The sequence below is a fragment of the Mesorhizobium sp. WSM3879 genome (genome assembly GCF_002294915.1).
Taxonomy (GTDB): domain Bacteria; phylum Pseudomonadota; class Alphaproteobacteria; order Rhizobiales; family Rhizobiaceae; genus Mesorhizobium.
Map to the genome: position 1 here is coordinate 102,712 of NZ_NSFZ01000004.1, position 16,998 is coordinate 119,709.

General features: G+C 63.0%; 16 protein-coding genes. 12 read left to right on the plus strand and 4 right to left on the minus strand.

Features of this window, described 5'->3' with window-relative positions; all coding sequences use genetic code 11:
* The first annotated feature begins 129 nt into the window (after positions 1–129).
* Genes CK218_RS10380 through CK218_RS10395 form a run of 4 tightly spaced genes read left to right on the plus strand, consistent with a single transcriptional unit; the run spans position 130 to position 4,471 of the window.
* Complete coding sequence (locus tag CK218_RS10380) at positions 130–1,308, plus strand: ABC transporter ATP-binding protein (RefSeq protein ID WP_095827635.1); 1,179 nt, start codon at positions 130–132, stop codon at positions 1,306–1,308.
* Positions 1,305–2,357 carry an ABC transporter substrate-binding protein gene (locus CK218_RS10385; protein ID WP_095827636.1) on the plus strand — a complete coding sequence of 351 codons (1,053 nt, stop codon included), beginning with the start codon at positions 1,305–1,307 and terminating at the stop codon, positions 2,355–2,357. Before CK218_RS10380 ends, CK218_RS10385 begins: the two co-directional genes overlap by 4 nt.
* 9 nt (positions 2,358–2,366) lie before the next feature.
* Positions 2,367–3,647, plus strand: coding sequence for an ABC transporter permease (locus CK218_RS10390; protein ID WP_082980452.1), 1,281 nt, complete (start codon positions 2,367–2,369; stop codon positions 3,645–3,647).
* A gap of 2 nt (positions 3,648–3,649) precedes the next feature.
* Positions 3,650–4,471 carry an ABC transporter permease gene (locus tag CK218_RS10395; RefSeq protein WP_095827637.1) on the plus strand — a complete coding sequence of 274 codons (822 nt, stop codon included), beginning with the start codon at positions 3,650–3,652 and terminating at the stop codon, positions 4,469–4,471.
* A gap of 233 nt (positions 4,472–4,704) precedes the next feature.
* Here CK218_RS10395 and CK218_RS10400 read toward each other — a convergent pair whose 3' ends face one another.
* The 3 genes from CK218_RS10400 to CK218_RS10410 form a co-directional block, all read right to left on the minus strand.
* Positions 4,705–4,899: a hypothetical protein gene (locus tag CK218_RS10400; protein WP_066994701.1), complete on the minus strand. Its 195-nt coding sequence runs from the start codon at positions 4,897–4,899 to the stop codon at positions 4,705–4,707.
* 355 nt (positions 4,900–5,254) lie between these two features.
* Positions 5,255–5,920 (minus strand): aldolase, encoded by a 666-nt coding sequence (locus CK218_RS10405; protein ID WP_095827638.1) that lies wholly within the window; start codon positions 5,918–5,920, stop codon positions 5,255–5,257.
* Positions 5,917–6,930 (minus strand): LacI family DNA-binding transcriptional regulator, encoded by a 1,014-nt coding sequence (locus CK218_RS10410; RefSeq protein WP_245434973.1) that lies wholly within the window; start codon positions 6,928–6,930, stop codon positions 5,917–5,919. The genes CK218_RS10405 and CK218_RS10410 overlap by 4 nt, the downstream gene beginning before the upstream one ends.
* A gap of 219 nt (positions 6,931–7,149) precedes the next feature.
* Here CK218_RS10410 and CK218_RS10415 point away from each other — a divergent pair, with 219 nt between their 5' ends.
* The 5 genes from CK218_RS10415 (at position 7,150) to CK218_RS10435 (ending at position 12,386) form a co-directional block, all read left to right on the plus strand.
* Positions 7,150–8,463, plus strand: coding sequence for an MFS transporter (locus CK218_RS10415; protein WP_095827640.1), 1,314 nt, complete (start codon positions 7,150–7,152; stop codon positions 8,461–8,463).
* A gap of 32 nt (positions 8,464–8,495) precedes the next feature.
* Positions 8,496–9,455 (plus strand): L-threonate dehydrogenase, encoded by a 960-nt coding sequence (gene ltnD / locus CK218_RS10420; RefSeq protein ID WP_095827641.1) that lies wholly within the window; start codon positions 8,496–8,498, stop codon positions 9,453–9,455.
* A 28-nt stretch (positions 9,456–9,483) separates the two neighbouring features.
* The gene (gene otnI, locus CK218_RS10425) at positions 9,484–10,293 is read left to right on the plus strand and encodes a 2-oxo-tetronate isomerase (RefSeq protein WP_095827642.1); all 810 of its coding nucleotides are present in this window, start codon (positions 9,484–9,486) and stop codon (positions 10,291–10,293) included.
* Positions 10,290–11,567 carry a 3-oxo-tetronate kinase gene (otnK, locus tag CK218_RS10430; RefSeq protein ID WP_095827643.1) on the plus strand — a complete coding sequence of 426 codons (1,278 nt, stop codon included), beginning with the start codon at positions 10,290–10,292 and terminating at the stop codon, positions 11,565–11,567. The genes otnI and otnK overlap by 4 nt, the downstream gene beginning before the upstream one ends.
* A gap of 357 nt (positions 11,568–11,924) precedes the next feature.
* Positions 11,925–12,386, plus strand: a complete 462-nt coding sequence (locus CK218_RS10435; RefSeq protein WP_095827644.1) for a phasin — start codon at positions 11,925–11,927, stop codon at positions 12,384–12,386.
* Positions 12,387–12,609: 223 nt separating this feature from the next.
* Here CK218_RS10435 and CK218_RS10440 read toward each other — a convergent pair whose 3' ends face one another.
* Complete coding sequence (locus CK218_RS10440) at positions 12,610–13,809, minus strand: ROK family protein (protein WP_095827645.1); 1,200 nt, start codon at positions 13,807–13,809, stop codon at positions 12,610–12,612.
* Positions 13,810–13,923: 114 nt separating this feature from the next.
* Between CK218_RS10440 and CK218_RS10445 the strand changes: the two genes are divergently transcribed.
* The 3 genes from CK218_RS10445 (at position 13,924) to CK218_RS10455 (ending at position 16,993) form a co-directional block, all read left to right on the plus strand.
* On the plus strand, positions 13,924–15,192 hold the full coding sequence (locus CK218_RS10445) for an ABC transporter substrate-binding protein (protein ID WP_095827969.1): 1,269 nt from the start codon (positions 13,924–13,926) through the stop codon (positions 15,190–15,192).
* Between the two features lie 65 nt (positions 15,193–15,257).
* Positions 15,258–16,142, plus strand: a complete 885-nt coding sequence (locus CK218_RS10450; RefSeq protein WP_095827646.1) for a sugar ABC transporter permease — start codon at positions 15,258–15,260, stop codon at positions 16,140–16,142.
* A complete protein-coding gene (locus tag CK218_RS10455; protein WP_095827647.1) occupies positions 16,142–16,993 on the plus strand; it encodes a carbohydrate ABC transporter permease in 852 nt (283 codons plus the stop codon). The genes CK218_RS10450 and CK218_RS10455 overlap by 1 nt, the downstream gene beginning before the upstream one ends.
* Positions 16,994–16,998 lie beyond the last annotated feature (5 nt).

Consider the following 16,998-nt stretch of genomic DNA (forward strand, 5'->3'; position numbering starts at 1 on the left):
AGTTCCAGCCTAATTGTGTGACCATACAAGTCGGACGGCGCGCGTAGTTCGGCGGGCCGGTACCGGGAGACGAGGCATGGACCGCAAGCCATTTAATCAATCGCCCGCTGGCAGCCGGGGTTGAAGGCGATGAGCGCCAGCCAAGCCGTTGCGCCGGCCCACGGAGTTGCCACTGCGCGTCCCGTGCTGGCGAGCGCCGGGCCAGGCTTCGTCGAATTCGCCGAGGTCGAGAAATCCTATGACGGGCGGACCTTCGCGGTGACGCGGATGAACCTCAGCGTCGCGCGCGGCGAGTTCTTGACGCTGCTCGGGCCGTCCGGTTCCGGCAAGACGACTACGCTCAACATGCTCGCCGGCTTCGAGCGGCCGACGCATGGCACGATCACGCTGGAGGGCCAGCCGGTGGACCGATTGCCGCCCTATCAGCGCAACATCGGCATGGTGTTCCAGAACTATGCATTGTTCCCGCATATGACGGTCGAGGAGAATGTCGGCTTTCCGCTGTCCGTCCGCCAGGTGAGCAAGGCGGACATCGCGGCCCGCGTCGGCCGCGTGCTCGACATGGTGCGGCTGAAGCAATTCGGCGACCGCCGCCCGGCGCAGCTTTCCGGCGGCCAGCAGCAGCGCGTGGCGCTGGCCCGGGCGCTGGTGTTCCAGCCGAGCTTGGTGCTGATGGACGAGCCGCTCGGCGCGCTCGACAAGAAGTTGCGCGAGCACATGCAGCTCGAGATCAAGCAGATCCATACGATGCTCGGTGTCACCATCGTCTATGTTACGCATGACCAGAGCGAGGCGCTGACGATGTCCGATCGCGTCGCGGTCTTCAATCAGGGCGGCATCGCCCAGCTCGGCTCGCCTGACGATCTCTACAACACCCCGCAAAGCTCATTTGTGGCGAGCTTCATTGGCGAGAACAACACGCTGGAAGGCGTGGTCGACCGCGTTTCGGGGGAGCAATGCCGCGTCCAGTTGAACGGCGGCGGCGAGGTCACCGCGCTGGCGGTCGGCGTGACGCAAGGCAGTCCCTGCCATGTCGCCGTCCGGCCCGAGCGGCTCAACCTGTCGGCCGCCGCCGATGGCGGCAACGCACTGGCGGCAACTATCGATGGGCGCATCTATCTCGGCGACCACCTGCGGCTTCTGGCTAGGCTCGCCAATGACCAGGTGCTGACCGTCAAGCTCGGCCCCGAAGCAACGATGGCGAATGGTGAGACCGTGACGGTCTCCTGCGCGCCCAACGATTGCCGCGCCTTTCCGGCCGATGCCGGAACGGGTGGTGCCATTCCAAAACAGGGGAAAACGACATGAAACATCTGAGAACACGCCTATTCGCCCTCGCGGCCGCCACGGCCTGCATGACCATCGCCGGCGCCGCCTTCGCCGAGGAGCTCTCGATCATGGCGAGCGGCGGCGCCTGGCAGGACGCTCAACGCAAGGCCTGGTTCGAGCCCTTCGCCAAGGAAACGGGCGCCAAGGTCCTCGAGCAGGAATATCTCGGCGATCTCGGCAAGGTCAAAGCCATGGTCGAGACGGGCAACGTGCCGATCGACCTGGTGACGGTGGAAACGGCGACCGTGCTGCAGGGTTGCGACGCCGGCATCCTCGAACGGCTCGACTATGCCAAGATCGGGCCGCGCGACAAGTTCATCGAGGGCTCGGCGCTGGATTGCGGTGTCGGTCTCGACGCTTACGGCGACATCCTCGCCTATGACCCGACCGTGCTCAAGGAAGCGCCGACCTCGGTTCTCGACCTCTTTGACACGAAGAAATTCCCGGGCAAGCGCGCCATGCGCAAGTTCCCGGCGCAGAACCTCGAATGGGCGCTGATGGCCGACGGCGTGGCGCCGGCAGACGTCTACAAGGTGCTGGCAACGCCGGAAGGCGTCGACCGCGCCTTCAAGAAGCTCGACACGATCAAGAAGGACATCGTCTGGTGGGATGCCGGCGCGCAGCCGGCGCAGCTTCTCGCCTCCAAGGAAGTGGTGATGACCACCGCCTGGAACGGCCGCATCCAGAACGCCATCGACACCGACAAGAAGCCATTCAAGATCGTCTGGAACAACCAGATCCTCGAATATGACATGATCGCCATTCCGAAGGGCGCGCGCAATCCGGAGCTCGCTTATAAATATCTCGCCTACATCAGCCAGCCCGAGAACAACGCCAAGCTCGCCAGCTACATCACCTACGGGCCGGTGCGCACCGACGCGGCATCCTTCGTAGCGGCTGACGCCTTGCCCAAACTGCCCAACGCTCCCGACCATCTAGCAGGCGCCTATCTGGTCGCCGACACCGAGTTCTGGGGCGACTATGGCGAGGACCTCGTCAAGCGCTTCAACGCCTGGCTGGCCCAGTAGGAAGGCGAGATGTCGGCGCTCCAGCCCAGCGAACTCGACCGGCCGACGCTGGCCCGCGACCGGTCAGCCGCCGACGCGGATCTCAAATCAGTGTCGGCGGCGCTCCGGCGCGCCGAATTCGGCGACCGGATGCGTTCGCTGCTGCTGGCCACGCCGCTGCTCGTCCTTCTGGCGCTGAGCTTCGGCATCCCGATCCTGCTGCTGCTGTCACGCGCCGTCTATGATCCGACAATCGCGGATGCCTTGCCCAAGACGACGGTGGCCCTGGCCGGCTGGAGCGGCCAGGGCCTTCCGGGCGACGATGCGTTCGCGGCGCTCGCGGCGGACCTCAAGGACAACCAGGCCAAGGGCACGGCCTATGAGCTTGCCAAGAGCCTGAACGCCCGCTTGCCTGGCGCGCGCAGCCAGGTGCTGAAGACGGTGCGCAAGCTCGAAAGCGCCGACGGCCAAGCCGCGCTCGAGGCCATGAAATCGGTGCCGTTCTGGTCGGCGCCGTCGACATGGCCGACGATCCGGAGCGGCACAAACAGCCTCACTTCGTTCTATCTGCTCAGCGCGCTCGACCTGCGCTGGAACGCCGCTGGCGGCATCGAACGGGTGCCGCCGGAGCAGGCGATCTTCATCCAGGTGTTCCTGCGCACCTTCTTCGTCGCGGCGTCGGTGACGCTGGCAACGCTGATCCTCGGCTTTCCGCTCGCCTATCTCATCGCCAACGTGCCGAAGGGATTGGCGGCCATCCTGATCGTCGCCGTGCTTCTGCCTTTCTGGACCTCGATCCTGGTGCGCACCGCAGCCTGGACGGTGCTGTTGCAGAAATTCGGGCTCGTCAATGATTTCCTGCTTTTTATCGGCGTCACCAGCGACCGGCTCGACCTGATGTACAGCCGCATCGGCCTGATCATCGCCATGACCCATATCCAGCTGCCGTTCACGTTGCTGCCGATCTACAGCGTCATGCGCACCATCCCGCCGTCGCAGATGAAGGCCGCCTATTCGCTGGGCGCCAGGCCGTTCACCGCCTTCCGCCGCATCTACATTCCGCAGGTGTTCCCGGGCGTGATGGCCGGATGCATGCTCACCTTCATCCTGTGCCTCGGCTATTACATAACTCCGGCGCTGATCGGCGGGGCGAGCGATCAGCTGATCAGCAATTTCATAGCCAACTACGTCAATGTCGAACTGAACTGGGAGATGGCGGCGGCGCTGTCCTTCATCCTTCTCGTCTTCACGCTGGCGCTGTTCGGCATCTTTGCCCGTATCCTCGGCCTCGACCGCCTTAAGCTGGTGTAGCCATGCTTTTGTCCCCCTACCCCACGACCGGCGAACGCATCCGCATCGTCCTGCTCTGGCTGTGGTGCGGGCTTGTAATCCTTTTCCTGCTGGTGCCGATCCTGATCCCGGTGCCGCTTTCCTTCAACAGCGGCTCCTTCTTCATCTTCCCGCTCGAAGGCCTTTCGACGCGCTGGTACGAGGTGGTGCTTGGCACGCAGCGCTGGCAGGCGGCAATCGGCAACAGCCTGATCGTCGCCTTGGGCACGACAGTGATCGCGACGACGCTCGGCACGCTGACGGCGATTGCGCTGTCCGACGAGAAGTTCCCCGGCCGGCGCGTTATCATGCCGCTGCTGCTGTCGCCGCTGATCGTGCCGGTTGTGATCACTGCCGTCGGCTCATACCTGTTTTACGCGCGCGTCGGTCTGGCCAGCACCTATGCCGGCATCATCCTGGCGCACACCGCTCTGGCCAGCCCCTTCGTGGTGGTGACGGTGGGCGCCAGCCTCACCGGTTTCGACCGCAATCTAATGCGGGCCGCGGCGATCTCCGGCGCAAAACCCCTGACATCGTTCTTCCGCGTCATGCTGCCGCTGATCCTGCCCGGGGTGCTTTCGGGTGCGGCCTTCGCCTTCGTCACTTCTTTCGACGAAGTTGTCGTCGTGCAGTTCCTGGCCAGCGCCAGCCAGCGCACTATGCCGCTCGAAATGTTCATCGGCTTGCGAGAAAAATTGAGCCCGGCGATCACCGCCGCAGCGACGCTGATGATGGCACTGTCAATCGTGCTTCTGGTGATCGCCAATCTCCTGGCGCGGCGCGGTCGAACGGCCCGCATTGCATGAAGCGTGGTTGCTGTCGCAGCGCAATGAGGGTGAACGGATGCGACTGGACCAATAGCGATCTTCAACAGAGCTGACGCGCTATTGGCCAACGCTACTGCTGATGCTCAGCGCATGGCAGACATGATCTGCCGTGGCTTCATCGAGCCGTCATGCTCATGCTTCACGTTAGGACAACCGAACACGTTGATCCGATCGTCCCCCAGAAGGCCTCCTGGCCCGGTTCCCGCCAGGCTTTATTTTTCGCTTGCATCCAGCTTCGGTCGTATGGAGCTGATTGCGCTTACGATGGCATCGGCGGCGTGGCAGTCCAAGGCAATATCCAGGATGCCTTCCGTCGTGCGGATCGAAAGGATGCCAAGATTGCCCCCCTCATCGGCAACCGTGTGGACATGGATTTCGGCTGGCACAAAAGGCGATGCCTTTTCCATTGCGCATCCCCCTTTTCCTGGGGCAACAATCGCGCAGTCCGGCTAAGGATTCAAGCGCGCTTGGGTTGAGCTGGCCTAGCCGCAGACACGGCGAGGCGCCCGCCGCGACCTTGTCGCACTGGTAAGGGATGCTTTGGACTTGGGAAGTGGGAGATCTTCGGGCTGCGAATGCTTAAGAGCGGGCATTCAGGCTGGCGTGGGCATCGTCGTGGTGACCCATTTGGGAACGCTGCCGATTTCTATCTCGACGGCAGGAATTCTGCTGAGCTGCAGCTTTTGAAATTTAGCAACATGCTCAGGTAATACCCCCAACCTATGCAATCCAGGAGCGCCTCACGAAGGTCGAAATCGGGTCTCAGTGGTCGTGCGCACCATGCTCCTGCAGCGAAAGCCCAAAAGTCCGCACCAGGTCGCTGACCTGCTCCGGTGACAGATAGCGGGGGTTGAGGCCGCGCAGAAGCAGATAGAGCTTCGCCGTTTCCTCCAGCTCTTCGGTAGCGAATACCGCCGCCTCAAGCGTCTCGCCCGCGACGACGGGACCATGGTTGGCGAGCAGCACCGAAGAGTAGCGTCCGGCGAGCCCTTTTATTGCATCGGCTACCGCAGGGTCTCCGGGACGGAAATATGGCACCAAAGCCGTCTGTCCGGCGCGCATGAGATAGTATGGCGTCATTGGCGGCAGCACCGACTTGGGATCGATCTCGGGAAGCATGGTGACGGCCACCGCATGGGTGGAGTGCAGGTGCACAATCGCACGCGCTGCTGCCCGCGTCTCGTAAAGGGCGGTGTGCAGGGGGATTTCCTTGGTCGGCGCATCGCCCGCGACGAGTTGCCCTTGCGCGTCGAGCCTGGCAAGGCGAGCCGGATCGAGAAAGCCCAGCGATGCGTTTGTCGGCGTCACAAGCCAGCCGCCGTCATCGAGCCGCAGACTGATATTGCCCGATGATCCCGGTGTCAGCCCGCGCTCGAATAGGGAACGGCCAAAGCGGCATATGTCTTCGCGAAGTTTTGCCTCGCTCATGTTGTGGCTCCCTCGATCAGTTCGAACCCGAGATCGATCTTCGTCGGCGGCCCGTCGGAGCAGACCAGCCGAGCACCGGTCTCTCCGACCGCGACGCGTGGCGTCCGGATGGTGGAAAGCGGTTGTGGCGCCGCGCGTGCGACGTCCAGGCCGTTATAGCCGAAAATCGCCAACCGGCCGGGGATGGCGATGCCGCGGGCAAGGCAATGGAAATAACCGCCAATCGCCATGTCGTCGTTAGAGAAATAGACGGCATCGAGATCGGGGGCGCGCCCGAGCAGCCGGCCGAGACCGTCGCGCCCGGCCTCGATCGACGAAGATGAGGGAATGATTTCTTCCGCGGCGACTTCAAGGCCCGCCTCTGCGAGCGCCGAGCGAAATCCGGCGAAGCGTTTGGCGGCGCGCAGATCGCGGCTGAGATCGTGGCCCACATAGCCGATGCGCCGATAGCCGCGCGAGACCAGGTGACGCGCGCTCGCGCCTCCCGCCTCGCGGTTGGAATAGCCGACGACGATGTCGATGCCATCGCCATCGGAATCGAGCAGTTCGGCGACCCTGATGCGGGCGTGCCTGAGCATGGCCACGGTACGCTCGGTGTGTTCGAGCCCGGCCACCATCATGCCCGCCGGACGCCAGCTAAGCAGCGACTCGATGAGGGTTTCCTCGCGGCCCTGTTCGTAGTCCGTCACCGCGACGACAGGCTGGAACCCGGCGGCCACCAGCACGGTGTTGGCGCCGCGCAGCATGTCCGGAAAGACGATGTTGCTGAGCGACGGGATCACGATCCCGACCAGCTTGGAGCCGGTCGAGGCCAGCGTGCCGGCGATGCGATTGGGCACATAGCCGAGGCTTCTCGCGGCATTGAGGACGCTCTCGCGTGTCTTGGCCGAAAATGAACCGTGCCCGCGCAACACGCGCGAGGCGGTGCTCTCGCCGACGCCGGCCGCGCGTGCGACATCGGTAAGGGTCGTCGTCCCCGTCGGCGTGCCGTCGGCCAGCTCGTCGGCCACTTTCGATCTCCCCGCTGGAGCGCGACGTCGCACTCGACCGTCCTCGCCTCCGTCCATCCTCTTTTGCCATGTCGCGGCAACCTTTTCAAACAATTGTTGGCAGCGCTGCCATTTTTTCGTTGGCAGCGCTGCCAATCCATGTTACCCGGTTACGCAAGCGCTGCCAAAACCCACCGGCGGGGCGCGCTGACACCCCATTCACAGTCAAGGGAGGAACCAATGACCGTGCTTACACCTGCGCTACCGGCGCAAGCCGTAGCCGAAATCGAAACGAGGAGGACCGCCTACAGCAAGGTCTTCTGGCGCATCGTGCCGTTCCTGATGCTGTGCTACGTCGTTGCCTATCTCGACCGCGTCAATATCGGCTTCGCCAAGCTGCAGATGTCGGCCGACCTCGGCTTCAGCGAGACCGTCTACGGCCTCGGCGCCGGCATCTTCTTCATCGGCTATTTCCTGTTTGAGGTGCCAAGCAACGTCATTCTTCACAAGGTCGGCGCGCGCATGTGGATCGCGCGCATCATGATCACCTGGGGTTTGATCTCAGCTGGCTTCATGTTCGTCACGTCCGCGCCGACATTCTACCTGTTGCGCTTTCTGCTGGGCGTCGCCGAAGCCGGGTTCTACCCGGGGATCATCCTTTTCCTCACCTACTGGTATCCCTCGCATCGCCGGGCCAAGATCATCGCGGTGTTCATGTCCGCGATCCCGGTCTCGGGCATATTGGGCAATCCTCTTTCCGGCTGGATCATGGATTCGTTCGATGGCGCCCACGGCCTCGCCGGATGGCAATGGATGTTTCTTATCGAGGCGGTTCCAGCCGTCCTGCTCGGCATCGCTGTCTTGTTCTTCCTCGACAACGGCATTCGTCAGGCCAAGTGGCTGAGCGAAACGGAAAAGCAGGCCCTCGAGCAGGAGATCGCACGCGAGGAGCGTCACAAGGAGAGTGGGCACTCGGTAGCCAGTATCTTCCGCGATCGCCGAGTTTGGCTGATGTGCCTGATCTACTTCACCTTCGTGATGGGCCAGTACGGGCTGACTTTCTGGATGCCGACGCTGGTCAAGGCGACCGGCATCACCGGAAACTTCAATATCGGACTGATCAGCGCGATCCCCTTCATCTGTGCCGTCGTGGTCATCAATCTGTTCGGACGCAGCGCTGACAGGCATCGCGAGCGCCGTTGGCACCTGGTCGTTCCGGCACTGCTCGGGGCCGTCGGTTTCGTCGTCGCGGCCGCCAGCTCGAATCTGACGATCGCCATCGCCTTCCTGTCCGTTGCAGCGGCCGGAGCGATCACCTGCGCGCCGCTGTTCTGGTCGCTGCCGACGTCATTTCTCGCCGGGACGGGTGCCGCGGCAGGCATTGCGCTCATCAACTCGGTCGGCAATCTGGCCGGCTTTGTTAGCCCGTATCTCGTCGGCTACCTGAAGGATTTGACCGGCGCAACGCAGGTCGGCATGTATGCGCTCGCCGCAATCCTGGTGCTCGGCGCGGTCCTGGTGCTGACGACGCCACCCAAGCTGGTCAATCGCTAAACCGGCTTGCGTTTCGAATAAGGATCTCCGTGATGACCGTTTATGATCGAAGCAAGGAAAACCCCGCCGGGGCAAGGACGAACCGGGCCGCCCTGATCGGCATCGGTTCCATGGGACTTGGCATGGCCATGTCGCTCAGGCGGGCCGGGTTTGAAGTGGCTGGCTTCGACGTGGACGCCGCGGCCGTCGCCCGGCTCGTCGACGCGGGCGGCCGAGGCGCGGCAAGCCCCGCCGAGGCCGCTGAAGGTGCCGACGTCGTCGTGTCGGTGGTCGTCAACGCCGCGCAAACGGAGGCCATCCTGTTCGGTACGAACGGCGTCGCCGAAACCATGGACGAGGGCGCGGTTTTCGTCTCCTCGGCCACGATCGATCCCGATGCGGTGCGCCGCCTTGCCAAGCCGCTCGAAGCGACGGGACGGCTCTATCTCGACGCGCCGATCAGCGGCGGGTCGGTGCGCGCCGCCGAGGGTGCGCTCACCATTCTGGCCTCCGGCAGCCCTGCCGCCTTCGCCAGAGCGCGGCCGGCACTGGATGCAATAGCCGCCAACGTCTATGAACTCGGTGACGAGCCGGGCGTTGGTGCAGCCTTCAAGATGATCAACCAGTTGCTTGCTGGCGTGCATATCGCGGCGGCCAGCGAAGCCATCGCATTTGCCGCCCGGCAAGGGCTGGACATCCGCAAGGTCTACGAGGTGATAACTGCCTCCGCAGGCAATTCGTGGATGTTCGAGAACCGGGTGCCGCACGTGCTGGACGGCGACTACACGCCGCGCAGCGCGGTCGACATCTTCGTCAAGGACCTCGGCATCATTCAGGATATGGCTCGCAGCGCCAAATTCCCGGTGCCCGTGGCCGCGGCCGCGCTACAGATGTTCCTGGCGACCTCGGCGGCTGGAATGGGCCGCGACGACGACGCATCCGTGGCCCGGCTCTACGCAAAGATCACCGGCACCGAACTGCCTACCACCCGCAAACCTGGCCAACCGGCCTGACATCGGCCTGAGGAAGACTGGATCGCCCATGCCCCACTTTGCCGCCAACCTGACAATGATGTTCAGCGAGTGGCCGTTCCTGGATCGGTTCCAGGCGGCCGCCGATGCCGGCTTCCGTGCGGTCGAATTCCTGTTTCCTTACGAGCACACGCCCGAGGCGATCGGCGAGCGCCTTCGCAGATACGGTTTGACCCAGGCTCTGTTCAATTTGCCGCCTGGCGATTGGGCCGCCGGCGAGCGAGGATTGGCCGCCTTGCCCGATCGATTTGCCGAGCTCCAGGCCGCCGTGGCATTTGCCCTTCCCTACGCGGAGGCCACGGGCGTGAAGCGTCTGCATTTGATGTCGGGGCTCGCCGCTCGCGAGGACAGGGCGGCCGTGGATACCTATCGCAAAGCGATCATCTGGACCGCCGGCAAGCTTGCCGATCGCGGCATCGACCTGGTGATCGAACCAATCAATGGCCGCGACATGCCGGGCTATTTCCTCAATGACTTCGACTTTGCCGAGCAGCTCATCGGCGAACTGGCCCTGCCCAATCTCAAGCTGCAGTTCGATGTCTACCACCGCCAGATCCTGCATGGCGATGTCGTCATGGCGTTGCGCCGGCTGCTGCCGATCATTGGCCATGTCCAGATCGCAAGCGTGCCCTCCCGCCACGAGCCGACTTCGGAAGAGCTCAACGACCGGTTCATCTTCGCGGAACTGGACGGGCTGGGCTATGATGGTTTCGTCGGTTGCGAATATCGGCCCAGCGGCACGACACTTGAGGGGCTCGGCTGGTTCGCCCCCTTTGCCGGCGAGCCCCTCCCCCAGGCTGGCATCGGAGTTTCGCCATGAGCCTCGCCCTCGGCGCAATTGCGGACGACTACACAGGCGCGTCCGACCTGGCCAACACGCTCGCGAAGGAAGGCCTGCGCACGGTTCAAACCATCGGCGTTCCGGCCGCAGGTCTCGATCTTCCCGAGGTCGACGCGGTTGTCGTCTCGCTCAAGATCCGTTCGGTTGCGGCAGCGCAGGCGGTGGAGCGCGCCCGCGCGGCCGACCAATGGCTGCGCGCCCGCGGGGCAGCGCATGTGATGTACAAGATCTGCTCGACCTTCGATTCCACCGATGCTGGCAATATCGGCCCGGTGCTGGACGCCTTGCGTCACGACGTGAACGAGAAATCGGTTTTGGTGACGCCGGCCTTTCCGGAAACCGGCCGAACCGTCTACCAGGGGAATCTTTTCGTCGGCGCGGTGCCGCTCAACGAGAGTCCGCTCAAGGATCACCCGCTCAATCCCATGCGCGATGCCAATCTGGTGCGCGTACTCGCCCGGCAGAGCATGGCAGCGGTCGGGTCGATCGACCTCGCGACGGTCGCGCGCGGCGCGGATGCGATCCTCGCGCGCAACGCGGCGATTTCCCAGGATGGGGCCGGAGCGGCAATCGCCGACGCCGTCTTCGAGAGCGATCTTGAAGCGATCGGCGCCGCAGCCTTGGCACAACGCCTGTCGGTCGGAGCGTCCGGCCTGGGATTGGGTCTCGCCCGCGGCCTGGTCGCCGCCGGCACCGCGCAGCGCCATCAACGGACGGTGCTGCGGGATCGGCCGGCCAAGGGGCCCGCGGCGTGCTTGGCCGGCAGCTGTTCGCGGGCGACCCTGACGCAGATTGCCCGCGCCGAAGAGACGATGCCGGTGCTGAGGCTCGATCCGGAAAGGCTGATGAGCGGAGCGGCGGAGACGCACCGTGCGCTCGCATGGGCGGCCGCCCGCTTGGCCCATGGCCCCGTGCTCATCGCCAGCAGTGGATCGCCCGAGGTGGTTTCGGCGCTGCAGGCGGGGCATGGACGTGAGGCTGCCGGTCATGCGATCGAGCAGTCGCTGGCGACGATCGCCGAAGGTCTGGTCGAACTCGGCGTGCGCAGGTTGGTCGTGGCAGGCGGCGAGACGTCCGGCGCCGTCGTGGACCAGCTTGCCATTCCCGCCTTCGAGTTGGGCCCCGAAATCGCCGCGGGTGTCCCCGCGCTGCGTGCACTCGGCAGCCCGCACGGCGAGCTGCTGCTTGCTCTGAAGTCAGGCAATTTCGGCGGCGACCGTTTCTTCGCCGACGCCTTGGCCGTTTTGGCATGAGGAGTGACGGGGTCTTGGCTGTCCAAGGATAACTGAGAAGGTCGCGCCAGGGTCGAATGGCAGCGATGGATTCCGAAGAGGCCGTTCCTAAGAAGGTGATGCTCAATTTCGGCCGGCGGACCTGCCGAATGACGACAGCCAATACGACCTGCCGATCGCGCTCGGCCTGAAGGCTGCCTCCGGCCCGCACGCGAACGGGCAGTTCAGGCCTTTGCCTCTCCAAGTTTGTAGCAGCGCGCCGGCCGGCGCAGTGGTGCCCTCGAGCGACAAGTCGCCCCTTCATAAATCCGTAGTGTCGATTTCGTAGATGAAACAGGGGGGCTTTGTGTAATGCCACTCTCTGGAAAAGGATGGAAAATGTCCAAGATCCCCGGCAAGACCGAAACGATCGAAAACGCGGAATCCGCTACTTACGAGCCGTACAAGGTTACCGAGCAGGTTCGCGCTGTCGCCGAACAGGGCGTTGAGCAGGCGAAGGAAGCATTTTCCAAATTGGAATCGAACGCCGAGACGACTCAAAAGGCTCTTGAGTCGACCCTTGAGGTGGCCAAGACCACCCGCAACGAGGTGTCGCTGAAGACGATCGCAGCTCTGCGAGCCAATGCCGAAGCCGGCTTCGCTCACCTCGAAGCACTGGTTGCCGTCAAGTCGCCATCCGAGTTCTTCGAGCTGCAGGCCGCTTTCGTGAACAAACAGATCGACACTTCCGTCGAGCAGGCCAAGACCCTGCACGCGGTGATGTTGAGAGCCACCGAAGACGTATCCATGCCGATCAAGGATGCCTTCGAAAAGGCCTTGAAGAACCTCAAGGCCGCTTGACTGCTCAGGCAATCCGAGACCGGAGGTCGCCGACCTCCTCTGCTCGTTACGACATCAAGACCGGCACCTTCGCGCCGGTCTTCTTCCATTCGGCCGGCGTCGTTTGCACGAACCTCATCCATCGGCCAAGCATCGCTTTTCCAAACAGTTGGCTACGGAAAGGCGCGCAGAGACGGAGACGAAGGCCCGAAATCGGGACGAGGACGCCGCTTTGGTCCTGCAGCTACTTGACCGTTGATCGTTGCAGCCCGGTGCCGGCGATTTCTCCGGGGCTGCTTTCGAAGTCGAAGAGCCTTTGGGTCGCAAGCGCCGCGGCGCCACGCGCCCAGGAATCGTCTGCCCAATCGGGTGCAATCGGCGGCGGGTCCCACATGGCATAACGCTTCAATGCATCGCGCATTGGCCCGAACAGATAGTCGCCAAAGGTGACGGCTTCGCCCCCGCCGACAATCACTTCCGGATCGATGATATTGCAGAAGCCGCCCAGGTATCGTCCAATCCCCTCGCCTGCCTCCTGCAGCAGGTCTATGGCTGCCCGGTCTCCAGTATTGGCCGCGTTCAGCATGTCGTGGCGCGTCACTTCACCAGCGAGTCGCCTGGCCTCCTTCCATCGCCGCACCAGGGCCGGTTCCGAGAAGAAGGTCTGCAGGCAACCGCGCCTGCCACACTCGCATGGCGGCCCGTTCGGATCGTATATCGAGTGACCCATCTTGCCCGCGGCGCCATTCGCGCCGTGGTGGACGGAGCCATCGATGACCACCGCGCAGCTGATGCCGGCCCCGATGGCCAGGGCCCCGACGGTGCGATGATGCCGGCCAAGTCCGAACAATTGTTGCGCGAGCGCAAATGCGTTGGTGTCATCATCCGCCCAGACGGGTACGCGCACGCGTTCGGCAAGCATCGCAGCGATCGGCACATCGGCCCAATTGAACCGGTGGCTCAACCGGCAGACACCGTTATCGATGACGCCTGGTACAGCGATGCCGATCCCGCTGAGCTGGGCGCCTGTCGGTGCCCTGCGGTCGGAAACCAGTTCCTCGACTGCCGAGGCGCAGGCCTCCACCGTACTTTGTGGCGACGGATCGGGGACAACGACCTGCTTCGTAACAAGTGGAGTCGTGGCAAGATCGGTCAGCACGCAATCGATGCCGCCTGCCTTCAGCTTGAGCCCGGCCACAAGCCTGCCGGCGTAGTTTATATTGATCGGGATAGGTCGACGTCCCGGCGCGCCAAGACTCGCCTCCCCTTCCACCAGAATATTTTCCTCGAGCAATTCAGACACGACGAACGTCACGGCCGCGGGGCTGAGGCCCGTAACAGAGGCGATTTCGGCGCGGCTTATAGCACCTTGCCTTCGCAGCAGGTTCAAGATCAGCCGCCGGTTGATCGCGCGGGCCGTTTGCTGATCGCCTTTGAGCTTCATTCCTGCCTCATAATTAATTTTGTAAATTAAGTATTGACCATGCCGACATCCATACGCTACGAATTCGCATGGTTCAATTGGAATCCGGCTGTTCTCAGGGAGGAGATAGAAGCCATGACCAGCGACTTTTCCGCGTTAACCACAACAAGGCGCCGTTTCCTCAAGGGCACTGGCGCGGCACTCGCAGCTTCGGCGACTGGTCTTTGCCTCCCGGCCTTGGCCCAGGCGCAGGAAATCACCATCATTTCCAACCTCAGCAATGTCGAGCAGCGACAGATCCTGCAGCGGCTGGCGAGCGAGTATGAGGCAAAATCAGGCACCAAGATTGTCATCAACAACATGGACCACGAGGCCCATAAGACTGCAATCCGCAGCTATCTTGTCGTCGGCGCTCCGGATATCTGCTTCTGGTTTTCCGGCAACCGCATGAAGGCCTTCGTCAACAAGGGCCTTTTTGACGACATCTCCGATCTGTTCGCCGAGGAGAACTACAAGAGCGTTCTCGGCGCCACCACAAGCGCGGTCACCGTCGACGGCAAGCAGTATGGCCTGCCGATGGGAGGTCTTCTCTGGGGCCTCTTCTATCGCAAGGACGTCTTCGCCGAACACAACTGGACGCCGCCCAAGACCTGGAACGACTTCCTCGCCATTGGCGAGGCGGCCAAGTCCGCGAAGATGATCCCGATCAGCATGGGCACGAAGGAGCTTTGGCCGGCGGGCGGCTGGTTCGACCATATGAACCTGCGCGTCAACGGGCTCGACAAACACATCGCGCTGATGGACGGCAAAATTCCTTACACCGATCCGATGCTGACGCCAGTCTTCGACAAATGGAACGATCTGATCAAGGCGGGTTTCTTCTCGCCGAACCACAGTTCGTTCGGTTGGGAGCAGGCGGGTGCTGCCCTAGCGCAAAAGAAGGCGGCAATGATGGACCTGGGCGGCTTCGTTCGATCCGCCTTTCCGGAAGCGGACTTGCCTCAGCTTGCCTACGCGCCATTTCCCGAGATCGTTCCCGGGGTCGCCCGCTACGAGGATTTTTCGGTCAACTCCATCCACGTTCCGGCGAATGCGAAGAACAAGCAGGGTGCGCGCGACTTCCTCGCCTATTTCTACAAACCGGAAAATCTGGGCGCATTCCTCGCCGCCGAAGGCGCCATCCCGCCTCGCAACGACTGCCCGCCAAGCAAGGACCCGCTGGTCAATGCTGCGGTCGAGGAGCTGAAGAAAGTGGTTGGCACGTCGCAATATTACGATCGCGATACCGATCCGGACATGGCCCAGGAAGGGATGGCGGGGCTGCAGGAATTCATGGTCAAGCCTGAGCGACGTGAGCAGATCCTCAAGCGCCTCGAAAAAACCCGCAAGAGAATCTCCGGTTGATCCTCCCTGGCTGACGGGCGCCGCCTTTCGGCGGCTCCCGTCTCTCTTTTTTCGGATGGAACGCCATGCCTCCTGTCTGGCGCAGAAATCGTCATTGGTTGACGCCGGTACTTTTCCTGCTGCCGGGCCTCATCCTGTTCGGCTCGGTGATCCTTGCCGCCTCCATCGAGACGGTCTGGATTTCGCTGCACGACTGGGATGGGATTGGCGCCAAGACCTGGGTCGGGCTCGCCAACTATGTCGAACTGGCCGACGATCCGCAGTTCTACGTCTCGCTCAAGAACAACGTAATCTGGCTGCTGATCTTCATGCTGGCGCCGCCGATCGGCCTGGCGCTTGCGCTGATCGTGAATCAGCAGATCCGCGGCATGCGCATCCTCAAGTCGCTGTTCTTCGTGCCGCTTGTGCTGGCGACCGTCACCGTCGGTGTCGTGTTCGGATGGGTCTATGATCCAAACTTCGGGCTGCTGCAGCTTCTCTTCGGCGCCTTTGGCGGTACCGCCCCGGCGTTGCTTTCAGACGAGACCTTCGTCACCTTCGCGGTAGCCGCCGCCGGTCTATGGCCACAGATCGCGTTCTGCATGATCCTGTTCCTGGCGGGACTGAACAGCCTCAACGACGATCTGATCGCCGCCGGACGCGTCGACGGTGCGCGCGGCTGGCGCATGTTGCGCCATGTCGTCCTGCCGCAACTGTCGCAGGTCGGCTTCATCGCCATCGCGGTGACGGTGATCGGTGCGCTGCGCTCCTTCGACATGATCGCGGTCATGACCAGTGGCGGCCCCTATGGCTCGTCCACCGTGCTCGCCTACCAGATGTATCAGGAGTCGATCTTTTCCTACCGCTTTGGCTACGGCGCCGCGATCGCCACCGTGCTGTTCGTGATCATGATCGTCTTCATCGCCTGGTATCTCAGTGGCCTCATCAAGGCCGAGCAGAGCAACGCCTGATGTACCCGCGCCCCATTCCCGAAAACGCCAGGATCCAGCGAGCCCTCTATCTAGGTGGTGTAACCCTGGTCGTGATCCTGTGGCTGCTGCCTCTGCTCGCCGTGATGCTGACCTCGATCCGTTCCAACGAGGAGCTGATGGCCGGCAACTATTGGGGCTGGCCGCAGAAATTCAGCCTGATCGACAACTACAAGGCGGTTTTCGACCAGACCGCCATGCTGCGCTTTTTCCTCAACAGCCTGCTGATCACCATCCCGTCCGTCATCGGCGTTCTCATCCTGTCGACACTGACCGGCTTCGTCTTGTCGCGCTACCCGTTCCGTGGCTCCAACCTCATCTTCGCCCTCTTCGTCGGCGGCAATTTCCTGCCGGCGCAGATCATGATGATCCCGGTCCGCGACCTGATGGTGAGGCTGGGTCTCTACGACACCGTCTATGCGCTGATCGTTTTCCACATTGCCTTCCAGACCGGCTTCGCCACGCTTTTCATGCGCAACTTCATCGCCGCTCTCCCGGGCGAACTGTTCCAGGCGGCGCGCGCCGAAGGCGCCTCGCCGTTCCAGACATTGCGCCACGTGGTTGTTCCGCTGGTCCGGCCTGCACTGGCGGCACTCGCGATCCTCACCTTCACCTTCGTCTGGAACGACTATTTCTGGGCGATCGTCCTTACCCAGAGTGATGCGGTCAAACCCGTTACCGCAGGCCTGAACAATCTGCGCGGCGAATGGACATCGGCCTGGAACATCGTCTCGGCGGCCACGATCTTCGTCGCCCTGCCCCCGGTCGTGATGTTCTTCATGATGCAGAAGCACTTTGTCGCCGGCCTCACCATGGGAGCCGTCAAGGGATGATCCGC

Coding starts and splice junctions, on each gene's coding strand:
- CK218_RS10380 (WP_095827635.1), top strand. CDS start 130: ATGAGCGCCAGCCAAGCCGTTGCGCCGGCCCACGGAGTTGCCACTGCG.
- CK218_RS10385 (WP_095827636.1), top strand. CDS start 1,305: ATGAAACATCTGAGAACACGCCTATTCGCCCTCGCGGCCGCCACGGCC.
- CK218_RS10390 (WP_082980452.1), top strand. CDS start 2,367: ATGTCGGCGCTCCAGCCCAGCGAACTCGACCGGCCGACGCTGGCCCGC.
- CK218_RS10395 (WP_095827637.1), top strand. CDS start 3,650: ATGCTTTTGTCCCCCTACCCCACGACCGGCGAACGCATCCGCATCGTC.
- CK218_RS10400 (WP_066994701.1), bottom strand. CDS start 4,899: ATGGAAAAGGCATCGCCTTTTGTGCCAGCCGAAATCCATGTCCACACG.
- CK218_RS10405 (WP_095827638.1), bottom strand. CDS start 5,920: ATGAGCGAGGCAAAACTTCGCGAAGACATATGCCGCTTTGGCCGTTCC.
- CK218_RS10415 (WP_095827640.1), top strand. CDS start 7,150: ATGACCGTGCTTACACCTGCGCTACCGGCGCAAGCCGTAGCCGAAATC.
- ltnD (WP_095827641.1), top strand. CDS start 8,496: ATGACCGTTTATGATCGAAGCAAGGAAAACCCCGCCGGGGCAAGGACG.
- otnI (WP_095827642.1), top strand. CDS start 9,484: ATGCCCCACTTTGCCGCCAACCTGACAATGATGTTCAGCGAGTGGCCG.
- otnK (WP_095827643.1), top strand. CDS start 10,290: ATGAGCCTCGCCCTCGGCGCAATTGCGGACGACTACACAGGCGCGTCC.
- CK218_RS10435 (WP_095827644.1), top strand. CDS start 11,925: ATGTCCAAGATCCCCGGCAAGACCGAAACGATCGAAAACGCGGAATCC.
- CK218_RS10440 (WP_095827645.1), bottom strand. CDS start 13,809: ATGAAGCTCAAAGGCGATCAGCAAACGGCCCGCGCGATCAACCGGCGG.
- CK218_RS10445 (WP_095827969.1), top strand. CDS start 13,924: ATGACCAGCGACTTTTCCGCGTTAACCACAACAAGGCGCCGTTTCCTC.
- CK218_RS10450 (WP_095827646.1), top strand. CDS start 15,258: ATGCCTCCTGTCTGGCGCAGAAATCGTCATTGGTTGACGCCGGTACTT.
- CK218_RS10455 (WP_095827647.1), top strand. CDS start 16,142: ATGTACCCGCGCCCCATTCCCGAAAACGCCAGGATCCAGCGAGCCCTC.